The organism is Paraburkholderia elongata, from assembly GCF_013177735.1.
Classification (GTDB): Bacteria; Pseudomonadota; Gammaproteobacteria; order Burkholderiales; family Burkholderiaceae; genus Paraburkholderia; species Paraburkholderia elongata.
Map to the genome: position 1 here is coordinate 20,074 of NZ_WOEZ01000187.1, position 18,701 is coordinate 38,774.

Below are 18,701 nucleotides of genomic sequence, written 5' to 3' on the forward strand. Positions count from 1 at the left end.
TATACAGTATGCGCCCAATCGCCGGCCTGGATCAAGTCCGCCGGTTCGCAGACGGCGCTGTCGCGCGAAACCTAAACGTTGCGCAGATCTTCCGGCGTGTCCACGTCCCGCAGAATCCCGGGGTCGTCGACGTCGAGCCGCATCACTCGCTGCGAAGTCAACAGCGCGCGCGCGCCGGTGTCGCCGTCGAGTGTCATCAAGGCGTCTCGATGCTCGACGCCGAAGCCGACCGGATGGCCGCGCTGTCCCTGATAAAACGGCGCGACGATCGAAGCGCCGCCGTCGAGCGCAAGGGCCACCGCTTCGATCGTCGTGACGGCGATGCGGGGCATATCGGCGAGCGCGACAATCCAGCCTTCGGCGTCTTCGCTGGCTTCAATGCCGGCTGCAAGGCTCGCGCCCATGCCGCGTTCGGCGTCCGGGGCGAACATGACGTCACAACCGGCGTCGTTCAAGAGGCGGGCTAGGGCGTCCGAGCCCGGCCGCACCACGGCCAGGACACGCGAGACGACCTGGAGCAGTCGGTGCGCGGCTTCGTGCGCGACCGGCGTGCCGTCGGGCATGCGCGCGAGCAGTTTGTTGTGCCGGCCGTCCGGGTCGAAGCGAGAGCCGAAGCCGGCGGCGAGCAACACGCCAGTAGCGAGCGAGGCGTAGGCCATGGGCGGGCACCGGTAGAAAGGATGAGGCCGATTGTGCGATGCAACGCACTGGCAGGCAAGCGGCAATGCATGGGCCGACGTGTGCCGCGATTCGCGGCAGTGCCCGTACAATGAGCCGCTTCCCACACATCACAGCGAAACTTCATCGCCATGAAGCGTCTCGACGACAATGCCGCGCTGATCCTGATCGACCTGCAAAAGGGTATTCAGCTTCCCAAGCTCGGCCGCCGCAACAATCCTGACGCCGAATACCATCTCGCGGCCTTGCTCGCCCATTGGCGCGAAACCGCACGGCCTGTTGTGCACGTGCGCCACATTTCCCGTGAGCCGGGTTCGGTGTTTTGGCCGGGGCAGAGCGGCGTCGAGTTTCAGGTGGCGTTCGAGCCGAACGGTCACGAGCATGTCGTCGAAAAGAACGTGCCGGATGCGTTCATCGCGAGCGGACTCGAGCGCTGGTTGCGCGCACGGCAGATCGCTCAAGTGGTGATCGCGGGCGTGATCACGAACAACTCGGTCGAATCCACCGCGCGTACGGCGGGTAACCTCGGCTTTGCCACCTTGGTGGCGAGCGACGCAGCCTTCACGTTCGACATGTGCGATCTGAACGGTCGCGTGTGGGCGGCCGAAGACGTGCATGCACTGTCGCTCGCCAACCTCGCGATGGATTATGCGCAGATCGCGACCACCGCCGAGATCGTCGGCCGCGCATCACGCGCTTAGCGCGTCCTCGGCGATTCGTTCCGCGCATGCAGCGCAACCGCACCGCATGCGTGGCGGATCTTATCTACATGCGCCCATTACACCTGCCTCACCCTCATCACCTTATCGAGCGTTACCGGCAGATCGCGCACGCGCATGAACGAGAAAGTAAATACGCGGAAGGGCCTTCTTTCTGGGTACAAATAGAAAGACTGTTTTGCGTGGGATGAGGAGTCCGTTAAATCAAGAGTCGGCCCAGCGGCGTAGCAGATTGTGATAAATACCGGTGAGACTTACCACGGTTGAATCGTTGGAACCTTTTTCGGCGGCGAGGCGCTGCAAGTCGTTGTCGAGTTGAAACAGCATGGCGCGTTCGCCGTCGTCGCGCACCATGCTCTGAATCCAGAAAAAGGACGCGACTCGCACGCCACGCGTCACCGGGCTCACGTGATGCAGGCTCGAAGCCGGGTAGAGCACCATGTCGCCGGCCGGCAGCTTCGAACGGTGCATGCCGTAGGTGTCTTCGATGCAGAGTTCGCCGCCGTCATAACTATCCGGTTCAGCGAGAAAGAGCGTGGCCGACAGATCGCTGCGGATGCGGAAGTCGGTGCCGCGCAACTGGCGGATCGCGTTGTCCACGTGCGTGCCGAAACCGTCACCGCCGGCATAGCGGTTAAAGAGCGGTGGAAAGACTTTCAGCGGCAAGGCAGCGGAAAAGAAACGCGGATTGCGCCCGAGCGCGTCCTGAATCGCATCGCCCACCGCGCGTGCGGTGGGGCAGCCTTCGGGCAATTGCTGGTTGCGCTTGGCCTGCGCCGACTGTGCGCCGGAAGTCGCATTGCCGTCGATCCATTGGGCCGCGTCGAGGACTTCGCGGCATTGCGCGACCTGTTGTTTGCTAAGTACGCCTTGCAGATGCAACATCATGCGCGCGACTCTTCATTGACGTCTTCAGCCAGTGCACGAAATGCACCAACCGGCGAAGCGGCTAGCCACGCCCTCATTTTCTCGACGAACGCCGCCGTAGCCGTCAGCGGCACGCGCCGCAACCACGTCAACGCGGCGTCGATCTCGCCGCGCCCGGCCAGTAGCCTCGCATAGTTGAACTGGCCGCGGAAGTCACCGCCCACCGCTGCGCGCCGGTAATAGTCGAGTGCGATGCTTGCGTCTGCATCGACTTCCCAGCCGTCCTCGTAAAAGCTGCCGATAAAGTTGAGCGACTTCGCGTGACCCATTTCGGCGGCGCGCCGAAACCACTGCAGAGCCTGCGCACGATCGCATTCCACACCATTGCCGAGTGCCAACGCCGACGCATAGTTGTACATGCCCCAGTCGAGTCCCGCCCGTGCCGCGAGCCGGTACCAGTAGACCGCGACCGGCGCGCACGCGGTGGTTCCCCAACCGTGTTCGTAGCATCGGCCCAGCATGTTCATCGCCATCGGATGATCCTGGCGGGCCGCGTGCTTGAACCACGTCAACGCTTCTTCGGCATTGCGCTCTACGCCGTGACCGTCGAGCAGATACTGGCCGTACACCGCCTGGGCTTCGACGATGCCGTTATGCGCGGCTGCGGCCACCCACGCGGCGGCTTTGGCGGGCGGCCCGGAGAGAATCGCGGCGAGCTCGTCATGCGACACGCTCGCCAGCGCCTTCAGCGTCACCTGTTCCATCATGCCGTGCTTAGTAATGCGCGTTGAGCGTCAGGAAGGCAGTGCGGCCGGCTGCGATCGACGCGTAGTGCGCCGGATACGCCTGGTCGTAATACGTCCGGTTGAAGATGTTCTGCACGTTCAGTTGCAGATCGACCTTCTTGTTGATCCGGTACGTTGCCATGCCGTCGAAGCGCCAGTACGAGGGCACCGCACGCAGATTCGCCGTGTCGCCGTACACCTGCGACATGTAGAACGCGCCGCCACCGATCGTGAACTTCGGCAGCGCGTCGTAGTTGGTCCACAGGCTGATGCTGTTCTTCGGTGTGTTCGGGAACTGGTGGCCGTTATCCGAGGTGGTCTTGCCGTTGTCGCGCAACTGGCTCTTCATGTAGGTGTAGCCGCCGAACACCTGCCACTTGTTCGTCAACTGACCGGCTACGCCGAATTCGAAGCCTTGCACGCGCTTGTTACCGACCATCGCGTATTCGTTGTTCGGCAGCGTGACGCGCGCGTTCGTCGTGTCGATCTGGAACAGCGCGCCCGTCAGCGAGAGGTGGTTGTTCAGCACATTCCACTTGGTGCCGAGTTCGATGCTGCGGTTCTTTTCCGGGGCGAGCTGATCCGCGTTCGCACCGACACCGCCACGGCCCGGCGTCAACGATTGCGTTTCGCTGCCCTGGCCGAGCAGCGCGCCGGCCGGCGTCGACGACGTCGCGATCGACGCATACACGCTGCCGTTGGAAGCCGGTTTGAAGACGAGGCCGAGCTGGTAGTTGAACAACGTGTCGTCGCGCGAGGTGCGCTTGCCGCCGTTGGCCACCGTGTTGCGGAAATCGGTCGAGTAATCGTCGACGCGCAAGCCGACGTTGGCCTGCCAGCGCTTCGTGAGTTCGATCGTATCGAACGCATACAGCGATTTGGTGGTAGTGCGCTGCTCGCTCGGATCGTTCGCTTTGCTAACCGAACCGGCCCACGGGTCGTTCGGATTCGGTGACCACAGGCTCGTGCAGTTATAGCCCGACGCCGCGCCGATACCCTTGGTTTTGCAGATCGCACCGGTGGCTGCGGCCACGGCGTACGAATCGTTCACGCTGGTTTCGCGCGACACTTCGAGGCCGGTCGTGAAGCTGTGCTTCAGGAAACCGGTCTTGAATTCGCCGAACAGTTCGGTCTGGTTCGCGAGGCTGTAGACGTCGCTGGCGCGGGTATTCGCGCGGCGCCACACCATGCCGTTGACGACGTTGCCCTGGCTGTCGTCCGGCTGCGTCCAGATGTAGTCCTGGGTGGACTTCGTATAACGCGTGGTGTTGCGGATCGTCAGATTGCTGTTGATGTCGTGTTCGATGCGCACCGTGCCGACGTCTGAGGTCGTCTTGCGGAAATCGCGGTCGATCAGGCCGTAAAAGTTGTGGCGGTCCACCTTGGCCGCATAGATCGTGTCGACGTTGGCCGGCTTGTTGGTGGTTGTGTAGAAGTACGGAATACCGCTGTCAGGCAGGTCGTCGGTCGAGAGGTGGTAGTAGCTCGCCGTGACGCGGGTCGGCGTGCCGAGACCGTAGGTGAACGACGGCGCGATGCCCCAGCGCTCGTTGTTGACTGCATCGCGGCCGGCCACGTCGTTGTTGTGGCTCATCACGTTCAGGCGGAAGGCTGCGTGATCGGCCATTTGCCAGTTGCCGTCCGCAGTGAAGCGGCGGTAGCGGTCGGTGCCGAGGCCCGCGCTGCCGTCGGCGGAATTGCCCAGATGCGGGGTCTTGGTGATCAGGTTGATGCTGCCGCCCGCGCCGCCGCGGCCGCCGTACGCGCCGTCCGAACCCTTGGTCACTTCCACGCTTTCGATGTTGAACACTTCACGCGTGGTCGCACCGATGTCGCGCATGCCGTCGACGAAGGTGCTGCCCTGCGCGTCGTAGCCGCGAATGAACGGCCGGTCGCCGAGCGGATTACCGCCTTCGCCAGCACCGAACGTGATGCCCGGTACCGTGCGCAGCGCTTCAGTCAGCGTCGAGGCGCCCGTGCTCTTGATCAACTCCTGCGGAATCACGGTCACCGACTTCGGCGTATCGACCAGCGGCGCCGTGAATTTGACCGACGCTGAGTGGTCGGTTTTGAAGCCGTCGTCCGGCTGGCCTTGCACGGCGATCGGCGCAAGCTGGCTTTCCTTGTCGGGCGGCGCCGTGCCGACCGTGCCCTGCGCGAGAGCGGGACCTGCCGCCAACATGCTGCACAGCGTCGTGCTGATTTTGCCGAGCTTCGGTTCGTCGGACCGCAACTTCATTTTTATCCCCGTCGTTGAGTGCTGGTGGCCGGGCAGGTAACGCGTTCCTTACCCGGATATTCCATGTTTATTACAAAGTGTTTGCGGCATGCATTCTATGCAACATGTTTGCAATTGAGAAGCGTTCTCAACAAAAAATCTCGGAACGTGGGGTTGAGTGCGTGAGCCGCCGCCTGGAATTGGCGGGTTGATGGACGGAGATGGATGCGAAATACGTGGATTTTGAGGCTGCAGAGGCATGGTGGTGACTGTGCGCCCGTCGCGCGAGAGGCTCTTGCAGCGCGTGATGCTTCCTTTCTGATCGAACGGCAGGCCGTGCCTCGCTCGATGTCCTACCGTGCCGCCAGTTCGGCCAGCGCCTCCCGCAGCCACACGAGTGCCGGATCGGCCTGGTTGCGCGGATGCCACCCGGCGTACAACGTGAAGCCGCGCGCGTCGAACGGCAGCGCAAAGGTGTCGAGCCGGTCGGCGTAGCGTGCCGCGAAGCGCGATGGCAGGGTCGAAACATAGTCGGTATTCGACAGCAACTCCGGCACCAACGTGAAGTGCTGGACCGACAGCGCGACGCGCCGCTCGCGGCCGAGTTCGTCGAGATGCTCGTCCATGAAGCCGTGAAAACTGCCGCCGCTGGTCGACACCAGAACGTGATCGAGCGCGCAGTAGGTGTCGAGATCGAGCGGGGCGGTGCCGCGCGGGTGGCCCTTGCGCTGCACGAACACGAAATGCTCGTCGTAGAGCTTGCGGGCTTTCATCGACGGCGGAATCATCCGGTCGGAACCGAGCAGCAGGTCGATCTCGCCGCTTTCGAGCCGCGACGCGGCGGTGGGCTGATCGCCGATCACGAACGCCACGCGCACACCCGGCCCAGCCAATGCCGGCAAGCGCTCCATCAGGCGCATGCCGAGCACCACGGTGGCGTTGTCATGCGCGGCGATCACGAAGCGCCGCGTGTCGGTCAAGGGATCGAACGCAGGTCGGTGGCGCACCACTGCTTCGAGATTCTTCAACGCTGCATGCAGCGGCGTCATCAACTCCAGCGCCCGGGCCGTGCGTGTCATGCCGCGGCCGGTTTCGGAGGGCAGCAGCAGCGGATCGCCGAAGATCTGCCGCAAGCGCGCGAGTTGCGTGGAGACGGCCGGTTGCGTCAGATGCAGCCGCTCGGCCGCACGCGTAACGTTCGACTCGGCGAGCAGCGCGTCGAGTGAAACCAGCAGATTCAAATCGATGCCGCGTAGATCAATCATGTTGATAGGTCGCATATGAGCAATTGATTTCTAGAATACGTACCGCGCTTCTACAGTTCAAGCACCGAAACGAACTGAAGGAAGACCGAAATGAAAGCCTGGATGCTCGATGAACCCGGCAAGCCTTTGGCCTTGCGCGACGTAGCACAGCCGCAGCCGCGCCGTAATGCCGTGCTGGTACGGATGGAGGCGGTACCGTTGCTGAGTTACACGCGCGACTATGTCGACGGGAAGTTGCCGTACGCATACCCGCCGGGACCGTTTTCGCCCGGCACCAATGGTGTTGGCCGGATCGTCGCGGTCGGCGAGGGCGTGGTGGCATTTCGCGCCGGGCAACGGGTCGCCGTGAATCCGTACTGGATTGCCGACGAAACGGTGCGTGAGCCCGCGCAGGCGCTTTTAGGGCTCACCGGCATCAGCGCCGACAGTGGTGCGCTGCTGGCTGAGTTTCCGCACGGTACGTTGCGCGAAGTGGCCGAATTCCCGGCCTCGACGCTCATCGCACTGGACGGTCTGGACGAGATCGATGCCGCGCGTCTCGCGGTGCTGGGCAAATTCTCGGTGCCGCTCGGCGGCTTGCGACGCGGCCGTCTGTCGGCGGGCGAAACGGTGGTGGTCAACGGCGCGAGCGGTTACTTCGGCTCGGCGGCCGTACTCGCGGCGCTGGCGCTCGGCGCGAGCAAGGTCGTCGCGCTCGGTCGGCGTCTGGAACCGCTGCAAGCGCTGGCCGAGCACGGGCGCGGGCGCGTGGTCCCCGTCGTGCTGAGCGGCGACGCCGCGCAAGACATAGCGGCGATTCGTGCCGCAAGCGGTGGCGGCGTGGACCTCGCGTTCGACATGGTCGGCCAGGCCACCGACGCTAACGCGACCCTGGTCGCATTGCGCAGCCTGCGCCGCGGCGGGCGGCTCCTGCTGATGGGTAGCATGCAAGTGGACTTGCCGATTACGTACAGGGAGATGTTGCTGAACAACTGGGAATTGATCGGCCACTTCATGTACACGCGCGCCGACTATCTCGCGCTGGTTTCGCTGGTGGCGTCGGGGCTGATTCCGCTCGATTCGGTCGAGTTGAAGTCGTATCCGTTTGCTGAACTGGAGTCGGCCATCGACGCGGCTGGCCGCATGTCGGGTCTGCAATGCACGGTCGTGGAAGGCAAGTCGCCGCAAGCGTGGGGGTGAGCGTGTAACGGCTCGATCGCGGCAGCGTAAAAAAGCGGCCTTGCTGATTCACAGCAAGGCCGCTTTGCATGAGCGAATCGTGGTCGCTCAATCAATCGATGCCGTGAAACACCGCATCGTCCGGACCGAGATAAACGGGCGGGCGCCACGCGGCGTCGCGCATCGAATGCTGGACCAGTTTTTCGACACCCAGCAGCACCGCGAAAATCGCCATCCGCACTGGAATGCCGTTATCGGTTTGCCGGAAAATCGCCAGCCGCGAATCATGATTCAGATCGACGCTCAGATCGTTCGCGCCCGGCCGGCTGTCGCGCGGCAGCGGGTGCATGATCAGCGTGTCGGGGCCGCATACGCTATCCATCAGCGCCTGATTGATCTGGAAATCCGGCGTATAGCCTTCGAACGATTCGTCGGTGAAGCGCTCTTTCTGGATGCGCGTGGCGTACACCACGTCGGCGCCGCGCAGCCCGGCGGGCAGATCGTTGGTTTGCTCGATCACGTGGTCGTTGCGCGAGATCTGCTCGATGATGTAGCTCGGCATTTCAAGCATGGGCGGCGAGATCAGCGTGAACTTGATGCCGCGATACAGCGCCAGCAGCTTGACCAGCGAATGCACCGTGCGGCCATATTTCAGGTCGCCGACCAGCGCGATATGCGCACCGTCGACGATCTTGCCGAGCCGCGAGAATTCGCGCTGGATCGTGTACAGGTCGAGCAGCGCCTGGCTCGGGTGTTCGCCCGGGCCGTCGCCGCCGTTGATCACCGGCACGTTGGTGGCGCGCGCGAATTCGGCCACCGAGCCTTGCTCCGGATGGCGGATCACCAGCGCATCCACATAGCCGCTCATCACGCGGCTGGTGTCGTAGATCGACTCGCCCTTTGCCATCGACGAAAACGTGAAGCCGGTGGTGTCGCACACCGAGCCGCCGAGCCGGCAGAATGCCGCGCCGAAACTCACGCGAGTCCGCGTGCTGGCCTCGAAAAACAGGTTGCCGAGCACGGCGCCTTCGAGTACGCGGGAGATTTTCCGGCGCCGCGCGATCGGCTGCATGATGTCGGCGACGCGGAACAGCGCCTCGACCGAGTCGCGCGAGAACTGATCGACCGACAGCAGTTGTGGCTTGCCCTCGAACAGCATCTGGCTCGCCAGCGACTGCGAGTCTACGCTTTGCGTATGCTTTTCACCCGGCTCGCCATGCACCACGATTTCCGACACGAAACGCTCCACGATCTCCGGCATGGCCCGCGATTCCTGCGAATCGTCCGGCAGCAGCCATGTGTCGAGCGCGCGGCGCGATACGCCGATGCGGCTTGCGAACGTCTCGCGGGTCATGTTCAGGCGACGCATCGCATCGCGTAGGAAGGCTTGTTGCGGGACGCTCATGCGGGCACCTGTCGGGAATGGGTTACGTACCGGATATGTACGCGCTGCGTATATTAGTTTCCCTGTCGCAGAAGTCAAGTAATTTTGCGATGAGTTTTGCAAACTCGTGCCGGACGCGGTTACACTGCGTTTCATGCATTCCGGCCAAACGCTCCGACTCCGCCCGTCAACCACCGCACGTCTCGCTTTTGCGAGCGTCGTGGCCGCGCGCGCGAATGTCGCAAGCGTTAGCGCCAAAGCCAAAAAACAGCCGCTCATCTGACCGGAGCAGCTGTTCCGTCAGATGTGCGACGGAACAGCCGGTCAACGCCCACCCGCGGCATTCCCTGTTTTTCCTCCCTCGCACCGCTGATCGGAATCGATACGGTCGTCATCGAGGTAAAGACATGTCTATTTTTTCGGGTATCTGGGTTCCGCTTATCACACCATTCGCCGACGGCGAGGTGGATCATGCCGCGCTGCGCGCGCTGGTGCGCCGCTATGCCGACGCGGGCATTGCCGGGCTGGTCGCGCTCGGCACGACCGGCGAGCCGGCCGCGCTCGACGCCGCTGAGCAGGACGCCGTACTGGCGACGATTCTCGACGAAGCGCAAGCCGCCGCCCGCGGCGCAGACGCACAAGCGCTGCCGGTGCTGGTCGGCGTGTCGGGCAATCACACGGCGAGCATGCGCGAGCGCATCGAGCAACTGAACGCACTGCCGATAGCCGGTGTGCTGATGGCTGCGCCGTACTACATCCGGCCTTCGCAAACGGGCATCGTCGGGCATTTCATGGCGCTTGCCGATGCGAGCGACAAGCCTGTCGTGCTGTACGACATTCCCTATCGAACCGGCGTGCGGCTCGAACTCGACACGCTTCTGACGCTCGCCGCGCATCCCCGAATTCAGGCGGTGAAGGATTGCGCCGGGTCGCTCGACACCACGCTCGCGTTGATTCGCGACGGCCGTTTGCAGGTGCTGACCGGCGAAGACATCAACATTTTCAACACACTGTGTCTGGGTGGGAGCGGGGCGATCGCGGCCTCGGCGCATCTGCGGCCGGAGCGGTTCGTCGCGCTGTATCGCGCGCTATCGGCGGGCCGGCTCGATGAAGGACGGCGTATTTTTCAGGAGCTCGCGCCACTGATCCAGGCGCTGTTCGCCGAACCGAATCCGGCGCCGCTGAAGGCCCTGCTCGCTGCGCTTGGCCTGATACGCGACGAGTTGCGCATGCCGATGACGCGTGCCGGCGATGGGCTGGTCGCGCGGCTCAGGGCATTGGAAGGGCTTGATCGGATAGCGCCGGACGAGGCGGCATTGTCAGCTTGAGTGCGGATTCGCTTGCGGCCATTTTCTGCCATTTGTATTTGAGATGATGGTTCGCGATGCCAGGCGATAATCGGCGCCCTTTGTATATTATCGCCACCGGTATGTTGTCCGGTCGATACCGCATGCAGTCAATCTTGTCCGCCGATCTCCGGTCCCGCTTTAGCAAGCTCAGCACGCTGGGCGCGCCCAGCACGTTCAACACGCCGAACACGCTGAACGTGCGTTGTGCCGCCCGTGCGCGGCCTTGCACGCGTCGCACGGCGCGTGCCGGGGGCCGCTGATGTCCTCCGTGTTTCGCGCCGGCAATCAGCTTTCCAGCGGCTCGGTCAGCTTCGTCACGCGCCGCACCGCGCTGACCATCGCGGTTGCGACAGCGTTCGGCGCAGCCGCGCTGGCGCTCGCAGCAGGCATCGCGATCGGCCTGCATTGGCCGGCGCACGGCGGCTCCGGCGACCAGGCGGCGAACCGTGTCGAGCACGACTATGCAATCGATCAACTCGGCAAGCTGAACGCGTCCGTGGCACAGATCGAACCGCGCATCGCGCGCCTGACGATGCAGGTCGGCGCGTGCGCGATTTCGAAGCACGTCTGAATACACCGCGGCCGGCGCCGCGCGCACCGGGCACGACAGCCCCCCCAGCTACGCCGGGCGCCGCCTCTGAACCCGACACGTCCGCTACCGCCGGCGAAGGCGAGGGCGGTCCTTCCTTGCCACCGCGTCGCTGTTACGGATGTCATGCCGCAACCGGCCGGCCATGCCGATGCCGAGCACACCCGGCAACAACTGGGTTGCATCGCCGCGACGCTATCCGCGCTCGAGCAACAAACCGCCGACCACGCGATCGCGTACTCCGCCTTTCCCGGCCGCATGCCCGCCGACGGCGCGCGCTTCGGCTCGCCGTTCGGCAACCGCACCGATCCCTTCACAAATCGTTTGAGTTTCCATCCGGGCATCGACCTGGTCGCCAAAACCGGCACGCCGATTCTTGCGGCAGCGGGCGGCCGGGTGATCTTCGCCGGCCAGAAATCGGGCTATGGCAACGCGGTCGAAATCGATCACGGCAACGGCCTCGTGACCCGTTACGGCCACGCGTCGCGCATCGTCGTGCATGTCGGCGATCTGGTGCTGCCGCGCCAGTATGTCGCCGATGTCGGCTCGACCGGCCGCTCCACCGGCCCGCATCTGCATTTCGAAGTGCTGGTCAACGGCGCGCCGGTCGACCCGGCGGCCTACCTCGCGCTATTCGCGCCCGTTGGTGAAGAAGCGGTCGATCTTCAACTGCTTGACGCGAAAGCGTTGCAGATAGGCGAGGCTGGAATAGCCGGTGCCGAAATCGTCGATGGCGATTTCAAAGCCGCTTGCCTGGAACTCGCGGATCATTTCGATGGTTTTCGGCGCGTCCTGCATCGCGACGGTTTCGGTGATTTCGAACATGATCTGTTCGCATTGCACGCCTTCCGCTTTGACGATCTCGAGCATCGTTGCGACGAGGTTCGGTTGCGACAGCTGGCGCGGTGACAGATTGATCGCCACTTTCATCGACGGCAGGCCTTGCTCGACCCAGCGGCGAATCTGCCGGCAGGTTTCGCGCAAGACCCAGTAGCCGATCTGCACGATCTGGCCCGAGCGCTCGGCAATCGGAACGAACTCGAGCGGCGCCAGCGCGCCGAGCTGCGGATGATGCAAGCGGATCAGCGCTTCGGCACCCGCCAGCGAGTTGCCGCTGCCGTGAAACTTCGGCTGGAAGTGCAGCGAGAAATGGCCGACGCTGAGCGCTTCATGCAGTGCACTTTGAATTTGCAGCGTGCGCGTCGCGGCTTCGTTCATGCTTTGTCCGAAGAAGCGATAGGTGCTGCGGCCGGCGCGTTTGGCCTCGTACATGGCCGCGTCGGCATGCTTCAGCAGCGTGTCGACGGTGTCGCCGTCGTTGGGATAGAGCGCGATGCCGATGCTCGGCATCACCTGCAGCGGTTGCGAATCGGTCCATATACCCTGACGCATCCGATCGAGCACGCCTTCGGCCATCGTGCCGGCATCTTCACGTGAATCCAGGTTCTCGGACAGCACGACGAATTCGTCGCCGCCGAGACGCGCGACGGTATCGCTCGTCCGCACGCACAGCAGAAGACGCTGTGCGAAGGCTGACAGCACTTCGTCGCCGGCCGAGTGGCCGAGCGAATCGTTGATGGTCTTGAAGCCGTCGAGATCCATGAACAGGATGGCGAACAGCGAGCGCTGTCGGCGCGCGCTATGGATCGCGCGTTCGATGCGGTCGGTGAGCGTGCTGCGGTTGGGCAGGCCCGTCAGCGTGTCGAGCGTGGCGAGCCGCACGATCTGACCGTTGAGACTCGATACTGAGCCGATCAGAAAGCTGGTGCGCGCATCGAAACGCGACAGTATCAGCGTGACGATCAGAATGGCAAAGGTGAACAGGATCACCGAAGTCGCGAGCCACGTGGCGTTCACACCCTTGGCCGCGCCGCACACGGCGCCGAGCGGAAACTCGGCGGCCGCCATGCCGGTGTAATGCATGCCGCTGATCGCGATGCCCATCACCAGCGCCGCGCCTAAACGCTTGTGCACCACGTGGCGTTCGCCGTCGTTACTGAGCGCGCGCGCCATCCACAGCGCGGCGGTCGACGCGCCGATCGCGATCGCAAGCGAGCCAGCGAACCAGGCCGGCTGATAGTGGATGCCAGGCTCCATTTCCATCGCCGCCATGCCGGTGTAGTGCATGCCGGCGATGCCGAAGCCCATCAGCACGCCGCCAGCCACGAGCCGAAGCGGCGTGAGCCGCGCTTGGGTAGTCACGACCAGCGCCAGATACGACACGCCGATCGCGAGTCCAAGCGAATAAGCGGTCGTCGCGAAGTCGTAGCCGAGAGGAATCGGCAGTGAGAAGGCGAGCATCGCGATGAAGTGCATCGACCAGATACCGACACCGAGCGCCGCGGCGCCGCCCAGGCGCCACGCGCGCCGCAGACCTGCCGACGCCAGCAGGAAGATGCGGCCCGTCAAATCGAGCGCCGTGTAAGACGCCAGCACCGCGACGGCGAACGAGATTGCGACCAGCCAAAAATTGTATGAGCTCTGCATGTTAAGTCCAACCGCGGGGGAGAAGCGGCTGAACTTGTTATCGACAGTTGGCGGCGTTTATTTAATTGATTTCCAAGATGTTAGGTATTGGCATTGAGCATCTCCCGGCTGGCCGTGGCTTGGGTCAGTGTGAAGCCCTCGTCGAGCCAGCCCGCGACGCCGCCGATCATCAATTTGACGGGCCGCCCCAGTTGCGCGAGGCGCAATGCACCGCGTGCAGCGCCGTTGCAATGCGGGCCCGCGCAGTAGGTGACGAACAGCGTGTCCTGCGGGTACGCCGCGAGCTTCGACGCCACGATCTTGCCGTGCGGTAGGTTCAGCGCGCCCGGCACATGGCCTTGCTCGAACAGTGCCGGGCTGCGCACGTCGAGCAGCACGAAGCCGGGCGAGCCGCTCGCGAGTGCTGAGGACACGTCCGCGCAATCGGTTTCGAAATGCAGTGACGCCTGGAAGTGGGCGAGGGCGGCGGCGCTATCGGCAGCGGGGATGGCGGTGACGGCGTTCATTGCATTGATCGCGTTGTGAGTGGGCATGGCAAGGTTCCTGTAGGACAGCGAGTGTGATTGCGTGGCGAAGCGATTCTGGAGCCTTCATTGTCGCGACGCCGCACGCAACGGGTAAGTGGCGTAATCGTCAATCTCCGGTAACATCACGCCATGCATAATCATCTTGTCGTTGCGCTGGCTTACGACCGGCTCTGTACGTTCGAATTCGGCTGCGTGACCGAATTGTTCGCGCTCGAACGTCCTGAGCTCGGCGTGGACTGGTATCGCTTCGCGGTATGCGCGAGCGAACCCGGTCCGATTCGCGCAGCCGGCGGCATCACCGTCGCCGCGCCGTACACGCTCAAGCTCCTGGATCGCGCCGATACGATCGTCATCCCCGGCTGGCGCGACGCTGACGAGTTGCCACCCGAACCGCTGCTGAAGAAGATTCGCGCCGCCTGCGATCGCGGCGCGCGCCTCTGTTCGATCTGCTCCGGCGTGTTCGTGCTGGCGGCTGCGGGTGTGCTCGACGGCAAGGCTGTCACGACGCACTGGCGCTACGCCGAAAAATTGCAACAGCGTTATCCGCAATTGCGCGTGCAGCCGGATGCGTTATATGTCGACGAAGGACAGATCATCACCTCGGCGGGATCGGCGGCAGGGCTCGACATGCTGCTGCATCTGGTGCGGCGCGATCACGGCAGCGCTGTAGCCAACCGCGTCGCGCAGCGGCTCGTGGTGCCGCCGCATCGCGAGGGCGGTCAGGCGCAGTTCGTGCCGCGGCCGATGCCGCAAGACGAAGGCGGGCGCCTCGCGAAGCTGATGGACTGGGTGCGCCGCCATCCCGGGTTGCCACACACCTTACGCTCGCTGGCCGAACGGGCGGCGATGAGTCCGCGTACGCTGCAGCGGCAGTTTCACGACGCCACCGGCATGGCGCCCTACGAATGGCTGGTGCGTGAACGCGTGGCAATTGCGCGGGAACTGCTTGAAGCGCCGGTCCCATTGGCGATGGCGCGCGTTGCGGAGCTGGCGGGCTTCGGTTCCGAAGAATCGCTGCGGCGGCACTTCCGGCGTATCGCGTTGACGAGCCCAGGCGCGTATCGTAAGAAGTTCGGGGTGCAGGTCGGGGCGCAGACGCCCGCGTAGATACGCGTCATTGTTCGCCTTGCCGTTCTCGCATGCGTGAACCGTTTCAAACGGGCGCTTGCCGATGTGCAAAATCGTACACGGCTCGTGCATGGCAAGCCATTCGATGCGTGCCGCATGACGTGCCGAATGCGTTTCATGCATGCTCAAACGTCACGGAGCGCCGCGTGCCGGGCGTTGCGATTGAATCGCACGATTGACTGCTCGCTTCGGCGGCATGCAAGGGTTCGCGCAATCGCCGGTTTTCTGTCAGCATCACGGCCAGCGTCCGTGGCAATCCACGTCAAATGTGCCACGCATACGGCTGCTTGAAGGCGTCACCGAAACGCATCATCGCCATCGTCCTCTCTTACTCATGAACGCCAAAACCGCCGTCGTCGCTGCTGCCGTTGCCGTCACTGCTATTGCAGCGCTTACGCCCGCGCTCGTCGCGGCGCAAACGGAAGCCGCCGATTCGCGCGCCGAACTCTATCGCCGCAACCTGCTGGCGGGCAAGGACGTGCCGTGCCGCACGAACGCGTCATGCGCGGCGTTGGGCGTGGCCGCGCTTGAAGCCGGGCGCATCAAGGAAGCGCAAACGCTGGTCGAGATGGAAGCCGCGCTCGCCGAGGCCACCGCCATGCAGGCGGGCGAGGAGAACTCGCCGAAAGCGACCAGTTCGGCGCGGGCTCGCGTGGCGATGGCGTTGGTCCATCAGGGCGATGTGCAACTGAAGCTGGGCGCGTTGCCGAATGCGCGCGCGTACTACCGGACGGCGGTGAGCCGTGGCAACGATTATCCGAACGACGCGCTGCTCGGCCGTGCCGTAGCGGCTGCGCGCCAACGCCTCGAATCGATCGCCGGCAAAGCAGTGGTGAACGGCGTGCCGCCGAACGGCGCGCGCTTCTCCAGTTATATGTTTTTCGGCGCGTGGAACAGTGTCGAGGTGAAGCCAGTGAAAGGGCGGCGCGGCGTCTATCGGATCGACGGCGACTTCGTGTATCCCACCGTTAGTGCCGACGGTCAACCGAGCGCGAACATGGGCAGCCTGTCGGCCTACGTGCGTTTTTACGACGGTGTGGCGCGCGTGCCGATGACCGATGGCGTCGGCGATGCGCCGCTCGACGCCACCGCGAGGATCACCAACCTCGCGCCTTATGACAAACCAGCGGACAAGCCATCGGACAAACACACGGACAAACCAGCGGATAAATGCCTGATCGAATTCAAGCTCTCCGCACCGGAGACGCTCGACATACGGACGCATGGCTCGCCGACGGAATGCGGTTTCGGCTTCAATGTCAGTGCGGACGGACGTTACTATCTGATGACAGGCTCCTGACGCCCGGCATGCTACCGGCCACGTGCCAATTCAGCTTCGCCCGCATGCTTCCCCATCCGCGTGGCGTCTCTTATGATGCAGTGGCTGTGCACGTTTAATCGCCATCCAAAGCGTTCCCGTTAACAAATCTCCGATAAGAAAAACGCTCGCCCATGCAAACCCTATTCGACCATCCGCCACTCGTCTTCATTATTTGCTTTGTTGCGATGTGGTTGTCGGCGCGCATCGGCGCGTCGGTGTTGCGGAGATTCAGAAAAATCGACGAGGCCGCACGCGACGACTTCAGCGTGATTCAGGCCGCCACGCTAACGCTGCTCGCGCTGATCATCGGTTTCACTTTTTCGATGGCGGTAGGCCGCTACGATCAACGCAAGAACTATGAGGAAGAAGAGGCGAACGCGATCGGCACCGAATACGTCCGCGCCGATCTGTTGCCCGCCGCCGATGCGGCGACCGTGCGCGGCTTGCTGAAGACCTATCTCGACGAGCGCGTGCTGTTCTACACGACGCGCGACACCGGCGAACTCGCCCGGGTCAATGCCGAGACATCGCGCCTGCAGGACGCAATGTGGTCTACAGTGAGGAATGCCGCTGCCGCGCAGCCCACGCCCGTGGCCGCGCTCGCTGTCGCCGGAATGAACGACGTGCTCAATACGCAGGGTTACACGCAGGCCGCGTGGTGGAATCGCATTCCTTTCGCGGCGTGGGCGCTGATGGTGCTGATAGCGGTGTGCGCCAACGTGCTGGTCGGCTACGGCGCGCGCGGTTTGAAAGCGGGAGCCGGATTGTTGCTGATCGTTCCGCTGATCGTGTCGCTGTCGTTCATGCTGGTCGCCGATATCGACAGTCCGCGCGGCGGTGTGATTCGTGTGAAGCCACTCAATCTCCATGCGCTCGCGGATTCGATCCGCTCGCATTGAACCTGTACCGAACCCATACTGAAACCACATTGAGCCGCATGAAGGAGAAACACATGTCCGATATCGCACAGACCATCGCCAGCTTCAATACCGGCCGCGATCCTGAACGGCTCGCGATGAAATACAAGCTTATGCGCAGCTCGCCGTTCGTGTTTCTGCGCGGCGCCTGTCATCTGTTTTACGCGCGTCTGCCGCGCGACAAGGTGCTCGACGATGCACCGCCGGTGTGGATTTGCGGCGATATGCATCTGGAGAATTTCGGCAGCTACAGGGGCGACAACCACCTCATCTATTTCGACAATAACGATTTCGATGAAGCCTGCCTCGCGCCAAGTCTTTACGAACTGGTGCGGCTGCTCACGAGCGTGCTGGTCGGCGCGAGCGACCTCAAACTGAGCCGCGCGGAGGCACTCGCGCTCTGCCACACCGCGGTCGACGCTTATAGCGCGGCGCTCGCCTTCGGCAAAGCGCGCTGGATCGAAGCGGAGACCTCGGTCGGCATGGTGCGCGATCTGTTCGACGCACTGGCAAGCCGCACGCGCGCCGCGTATCTCGACCGGCGCACCACGCTCAAGGGCAAGACCCGCGTGCTCAAAGTGGACGGCAAAAAAGCGCTGGCGATCAGTGACGAGGCGCGCGCCGCCGTCACTGCGTTCATGCATCAGTTTGCCGCCGGTCAACCCAATCCGGACTTCTATCGCGTCATCGACGTGACGCGGCGGATTGCCGGCACCGGCAGCCTGGGCGTGGATCGCTACGCGATTCTCGTCGAAGGCAAAGGCTCGCCGGACGGCAACTATCTGCTTGACCTGAAAGAGGCGCTGCCTTCTTCGGTGACGCCGCATGTGCGCACACCGCAGCCGAAGTGGCAGAGCGAGGCACAGCGAGTGGTTGAAGTTCAACGGCGCAATCAGGCGGTCTCGCAGGCGTTCCTGCATGCGGTCGAATTCAATCAGCGCTCGTATGTGCTGCGCAGCTTGCAGCCTTCTGAAGACCGCGTCGCGTTGAGCGACTGGGACGGCAAGCTGCCGCGGCTCGAAGAAGTGATCAACAGCATGGCCCAGTTGAGCGCGTGGGCGCAACTGCGCAGCGGTGGCCGGCAGAAGTCGTCGATTGCGGACGAGCTGATCGCGTTCGGCAATCGCAAGGATTGGCAATTGCCGTTGATCGAACTCGCGGCGCAATGCGAAGCGCAGGTGGGGGTTGATTGGAAGGCGTATTGCGAGGCTTATGACCGGGGTGCGTTTAATCTGCCGGCGCAGAAGTCTTAACGGCGGGTCACGCTGGGCGCTTAACGCGGCGCTCAGCGTTTTGTATCGCTCTTTTG

Annotated in this window: 15 protein-coding genes and 2 pseudogenes; 9 read left to right on the plus strand and 8 right to left on the minus strand. The window is 63.5% G+C overall.

The genetic code is table 11. From position 1 onward, the window contains the following. Positions 1-71: 71 nt before the first annotated feature. A complete protein-coding gene (locus tag GNZ13_RS32850; RefSeq protein WP_172165668.1) occupies positions 72-659 on the minus strand; it encodes a nucleotidyltransferase family protein in 588 nt (195 codons plus the stop codon). 150 nt (positions 660-809) lie between these two features. Here GNZ13_RS32850 and GNZ13_RS32855 point away from each other — a divergent pair, with 150 nt between their 5' ends. Next, positions 810-1,379, plus strand: a complete 570-nt coding sequence (locus tag GNZ13_RS32855) for a cysteine hydrolase family protein (RefSeq protein ID WP_172165666.1) — start codon at positions 810-812, stop codon at positions 1,377-1,379. A 222-nt stretch (positions 1,380-1,601) separates the two neighbouring features. Here the strand turns inward: GNZ13_RS32855 and GNZ13_RS32860 are convergent, their stop codons facing one another. The 4 genes from GNZ13_RS32860 to GNZ13_RS32875 all read right to left on the minus strand — a co-directional run bounded on the left by GNZ13_RS32860 (position 1,602) and on the right by GNZ13_RS32875 (position 6,532). After that, the gene (locus tag GNZ13_RS32860) at positions 1,602-2,285 is read right to left on the minus strand and encodes a Fe2+-dependent dioxygenase (RefSeq protein ID WP_172165664.1); all 684 of its coding nucleotides are present in this window, start codon (positions 2,283-2,285) and stop codon (positions 1,602-1,604) included. Continuing rightward, positions 2,282-3,028 (minus strand): tetratricopeptide repeat protein, encoded by a 747-nt coding sequence (locus GNZ13_RS32865; RefSeq protein ID WP_172165741.1) that lies wholly within the window; start codon positions 3,026-3,028, stop codon positions 2,282-2,284. The genes GNZ13_RS32860 and GNZ13_RS32865 overlap by 4 nt, the downstream gene beginning before the upstream one ends. 10 nt (positions 3,029-3,038) lie before the next feature. Continuing rightward, positions 3,039-5,288 (minus strand): TonB-dependent receptor, encoded by a 2,250-nt coding sequence (locus GNZ13_RS32870; protein ID WP_172165662.1) that lies wholly within the window; start codon positions 5,286-5,288, stop codon positions 3,039-3,041. 332 nt (positions 5,289-5,620) lie between these two features. Next, positions 5,621-6,532 (minus strand): LysR family transcriptional regulator, encoded by a 912-nt coding sequence (locus tag GNZ13_RS32875; protein ID WP_172165659.1) that lies wholly within the window; start codon positions 6,530-6,532, stop codon positions 5,621-5,623. 90 nt (positions 6,533-6,622) lie between these two features. On the opposite strand from GNZ13_RS32875, the gene GNZ13_RS32880 reads away from it, so the two are divergent. Continuing rightward, positions 6,623-7,711, plus strand: a complete 1,089-nt coding sequence (locus GNZ13_RS32880) for a zinc-binding dehydrogenase (protein ID WP_172165656.1) — start codon at positions 6,623-6,625, stop codon at positions 7,709-7,711. Between the two features lie 91 nt (positions 7,712-7,802). Here the strand turns inward: GNZ13_RS32880 and GNZ13_RS32885 are convergent, their stop codons facing one another. Further along, positions 7,803-9,095, minus strand: a complete 1,293-nt coding sequence (locus GNZ13_RS32885) for an aspartate carbamoyltransferase (RefSeq protein WP_172165653.1) — start codon at positions 9,093-9,095, stop codon at positions 7,803-7,805. A 386-nt stretch (positions 9,096-9,481) separates the two neighbouring features. Here GNZ13_RS32885 and dapA point away from each other — a divergent pair, with 386 nt between their 5' ends. The 3 genes and pseudogenes from dapA to GNZ13_RS52940 form a co-directional block, all read left to right on the plus strand. After that, entirely contained in the window at positions 9,482-10,402 is a 921-nt protein-coding gene (gene dapA / locus GNZ13_RS32890; RefSeq protein ID WP_172165650.1) for a 4-hydroxy-tetrahydrodipicolinate synthase, read from the plus strand. 280 nt (positions 10,403-10,682) lie between these two features. Then, a complete protein-coding gene (locus GNZ13_RS52935) occupies positions 10,683-10,994 on the plus strand; it encodes a hypothetical protein (RefSeq protein WP_236002004.1) in 312 nt (103 codons plus the stop codon). Between the two features lie 276 nt (positions 10,995-11,270). Then, positions 11,271-11,567: pseudogene (locus GNZ13_RS52940) on the plus strand (M23 family metallopeptidase); the annotation flags it as partial. Positions 11,568-11,642: 75 nt separating this feature from the next. On the opposite strand, the pseudogene GNZ13_RS32900 reads toward GNZ13_RS52940, so the two are convergent. Then, positions 11,643-13,502: pseudogene (locus GNZ13_RS32900) on the minus strand (putative bifunctional diguanylate cyclase/phosphodiesterase); the annotation flags it as partial. 77 nt (positions 13,503-13,579) lie between these two features. Continuing rightward, the gene (locus GNZ13_RS32905) at positions 13,580-14,032 is read right to left on the minus strand and encodes a rhodanese-like domain-containing protein (protein WP_236002002.1); all 453 of its coding nucleotides are present in this window, start codon (positions 14,030-14,032) and stop codon (positions 13,580-13,582) included. Positions 14,033-14,155: 123 nt separating this feature from the next. On the opposite strand from GNZ13_RS32905, the gene ftrA reads away from it, so the two are divergent. The 4 genes from ftrA (at position 14,156) to GNZ13_RS32925 (ending at position 18,645) form a co-directional block, all read left to right on the plus strand. Beyond that, complete coding sequence (ftrA, locus tag GNZ13_RS32910) at positions 14,156-15,133, plus strand: transcriptional regulator FtrA (RefSeq protein WP_172165647.1); 978 nt, start codon at positions 14,156-14,158, stop codon at positions 15,131-15,133. A gap of 196 nt (positions 15,134-15,329) precedes the next feature. Next, positions 15,330-16,454, plus strand: a complete 1,125-nt coding sequence (locus GNZ13_RS32915; protein ID WP_216674850.1) for a tetratricopeptide repeat protein — start codon at positions 15,330-15,332, stop codon at positions 16,452-16,454. A 152-nt stretch (positions 16,455-16,606) separates the two neighbouring features. After that, the gene (locus tag GNZ13_RS32920; RefSeq protein WP_172165641.1) at positions 16,607-17,374 is read left to right on the plus strand and encodes a bestrophin-like domain; all 768 of its coding nucleotides are present in this window, start codon (positions 16,607-16,609) and stop codon (positions 17,372-17,374) included. A 53-nt stretch (positions 17,375-17,427) separates the two neighbouring features. Then, complete coding sequence (locus GNZ13_RS32925) at positions 17,428-18,645, plus strand: DUF2252 domain-containing protein (RefSeq protein ID WP_172165638.1); 1,218 nt, start codon at positions 17,428-17,430, stop codon at positions 18,643-18,645. Positions 18,646-18,701 lie beyond the last annotated feature (56 nt).

Coding starts and splice junctions, on each gene's coding strand:
- GNZ13_RS32850 (WP_172165668.1), bottom strand. CDS start 659: ATGGCCTACGCCTCGCTCGCTACTGGCGTGTTGCTCGCCGCCGGCTTC.
- GNZ13_RS32855 (WP_172165666.1), top strand. CDS start 810: ATGAAGCGTCTCGACGACAATGCCGCGCTGATCCTGATCGACCTGCAA.
- GNZ13_RS32860 (WP_172165664.1), bottom strand. CDS start 2,285: ATGATGTTGCATCTGCAAGGCGTACTTAGCAAACAACAGGTCGCGCAA.
- GNZ13_RS32865 (WP_172165741.1), bottom strand. CDS start 3,028: ATGGAACAGGTGACGCTGAAGGCGCTGGCGAGCGTGTCGCATGACGAG.
- GNZ13_RS32870 (WP_172165662.1), bottom strand. CDS start 5,288: ATGAAGTTGCGGTCCGACGAACCGAAGCTCGGCAAAATCAGCACGACG.
- GNZ13_RS32875 (WP_172165659.1), bottom strand. CDS start 6,532: ATGATTGATCTACGCGGCATCGATTTGAATCTGCTGGTTTCACTCGAC.
- GNZ13_RS32880 (WP_172165656.1), top strand. CDS start 6,623: ATGAAAGCCTGGATGCTCGATGAACCCGGCAAGCCTTTGGCCTTGCGC.
- GNZ13_RS32885 (WP_172165653.1), bottom strand. CDS start 9,095: ATGAGCGTCCCGCAACAAGCCTTCCTACGCGATGCGATGCGTCGCCTG.
- dapA (WP_172165650.1), top strand. CDS start 9,482: ATGTCTATTTTTTCGGGTATCTGGGTTCCGCTTATCACACCATTCGCC.
- GNZ13_RS52935 (WP_236002004.1), top strand. CDS start 10,683: ATGTCCTCCGTGTTTCGCGCCGGCAATCAGCTTTCCAGCGGCTCGGTC.
- GNZ13_RS32905 (WP_236002002.1), bottom strand. CDS start 14,032: ATGCCCACTCACAACGCGATCAATGCAATGAACGCCGTCACCGCCATC.
- ftrA (WP_172165647.1), top strand. CDS start 14,156: ATGCATAATCATCTTGTCGTTGCGCTGGCTTACGACCGGCTCTGTACG.
- GNZ13_RS32920 (WP_172165641.1), top strand. CDS start 16,607: ATGCAAACCCTATTCGACCATCCGCCACTCGTCTTCATTATTTGCTTT.
- GNZ13_RS32925 (WP_172165638.1), top strand. CDS start 17,428: ATGTCCGATATCGCACAGACCATCGCCAGCTTCAATACCGGCCGCGAT.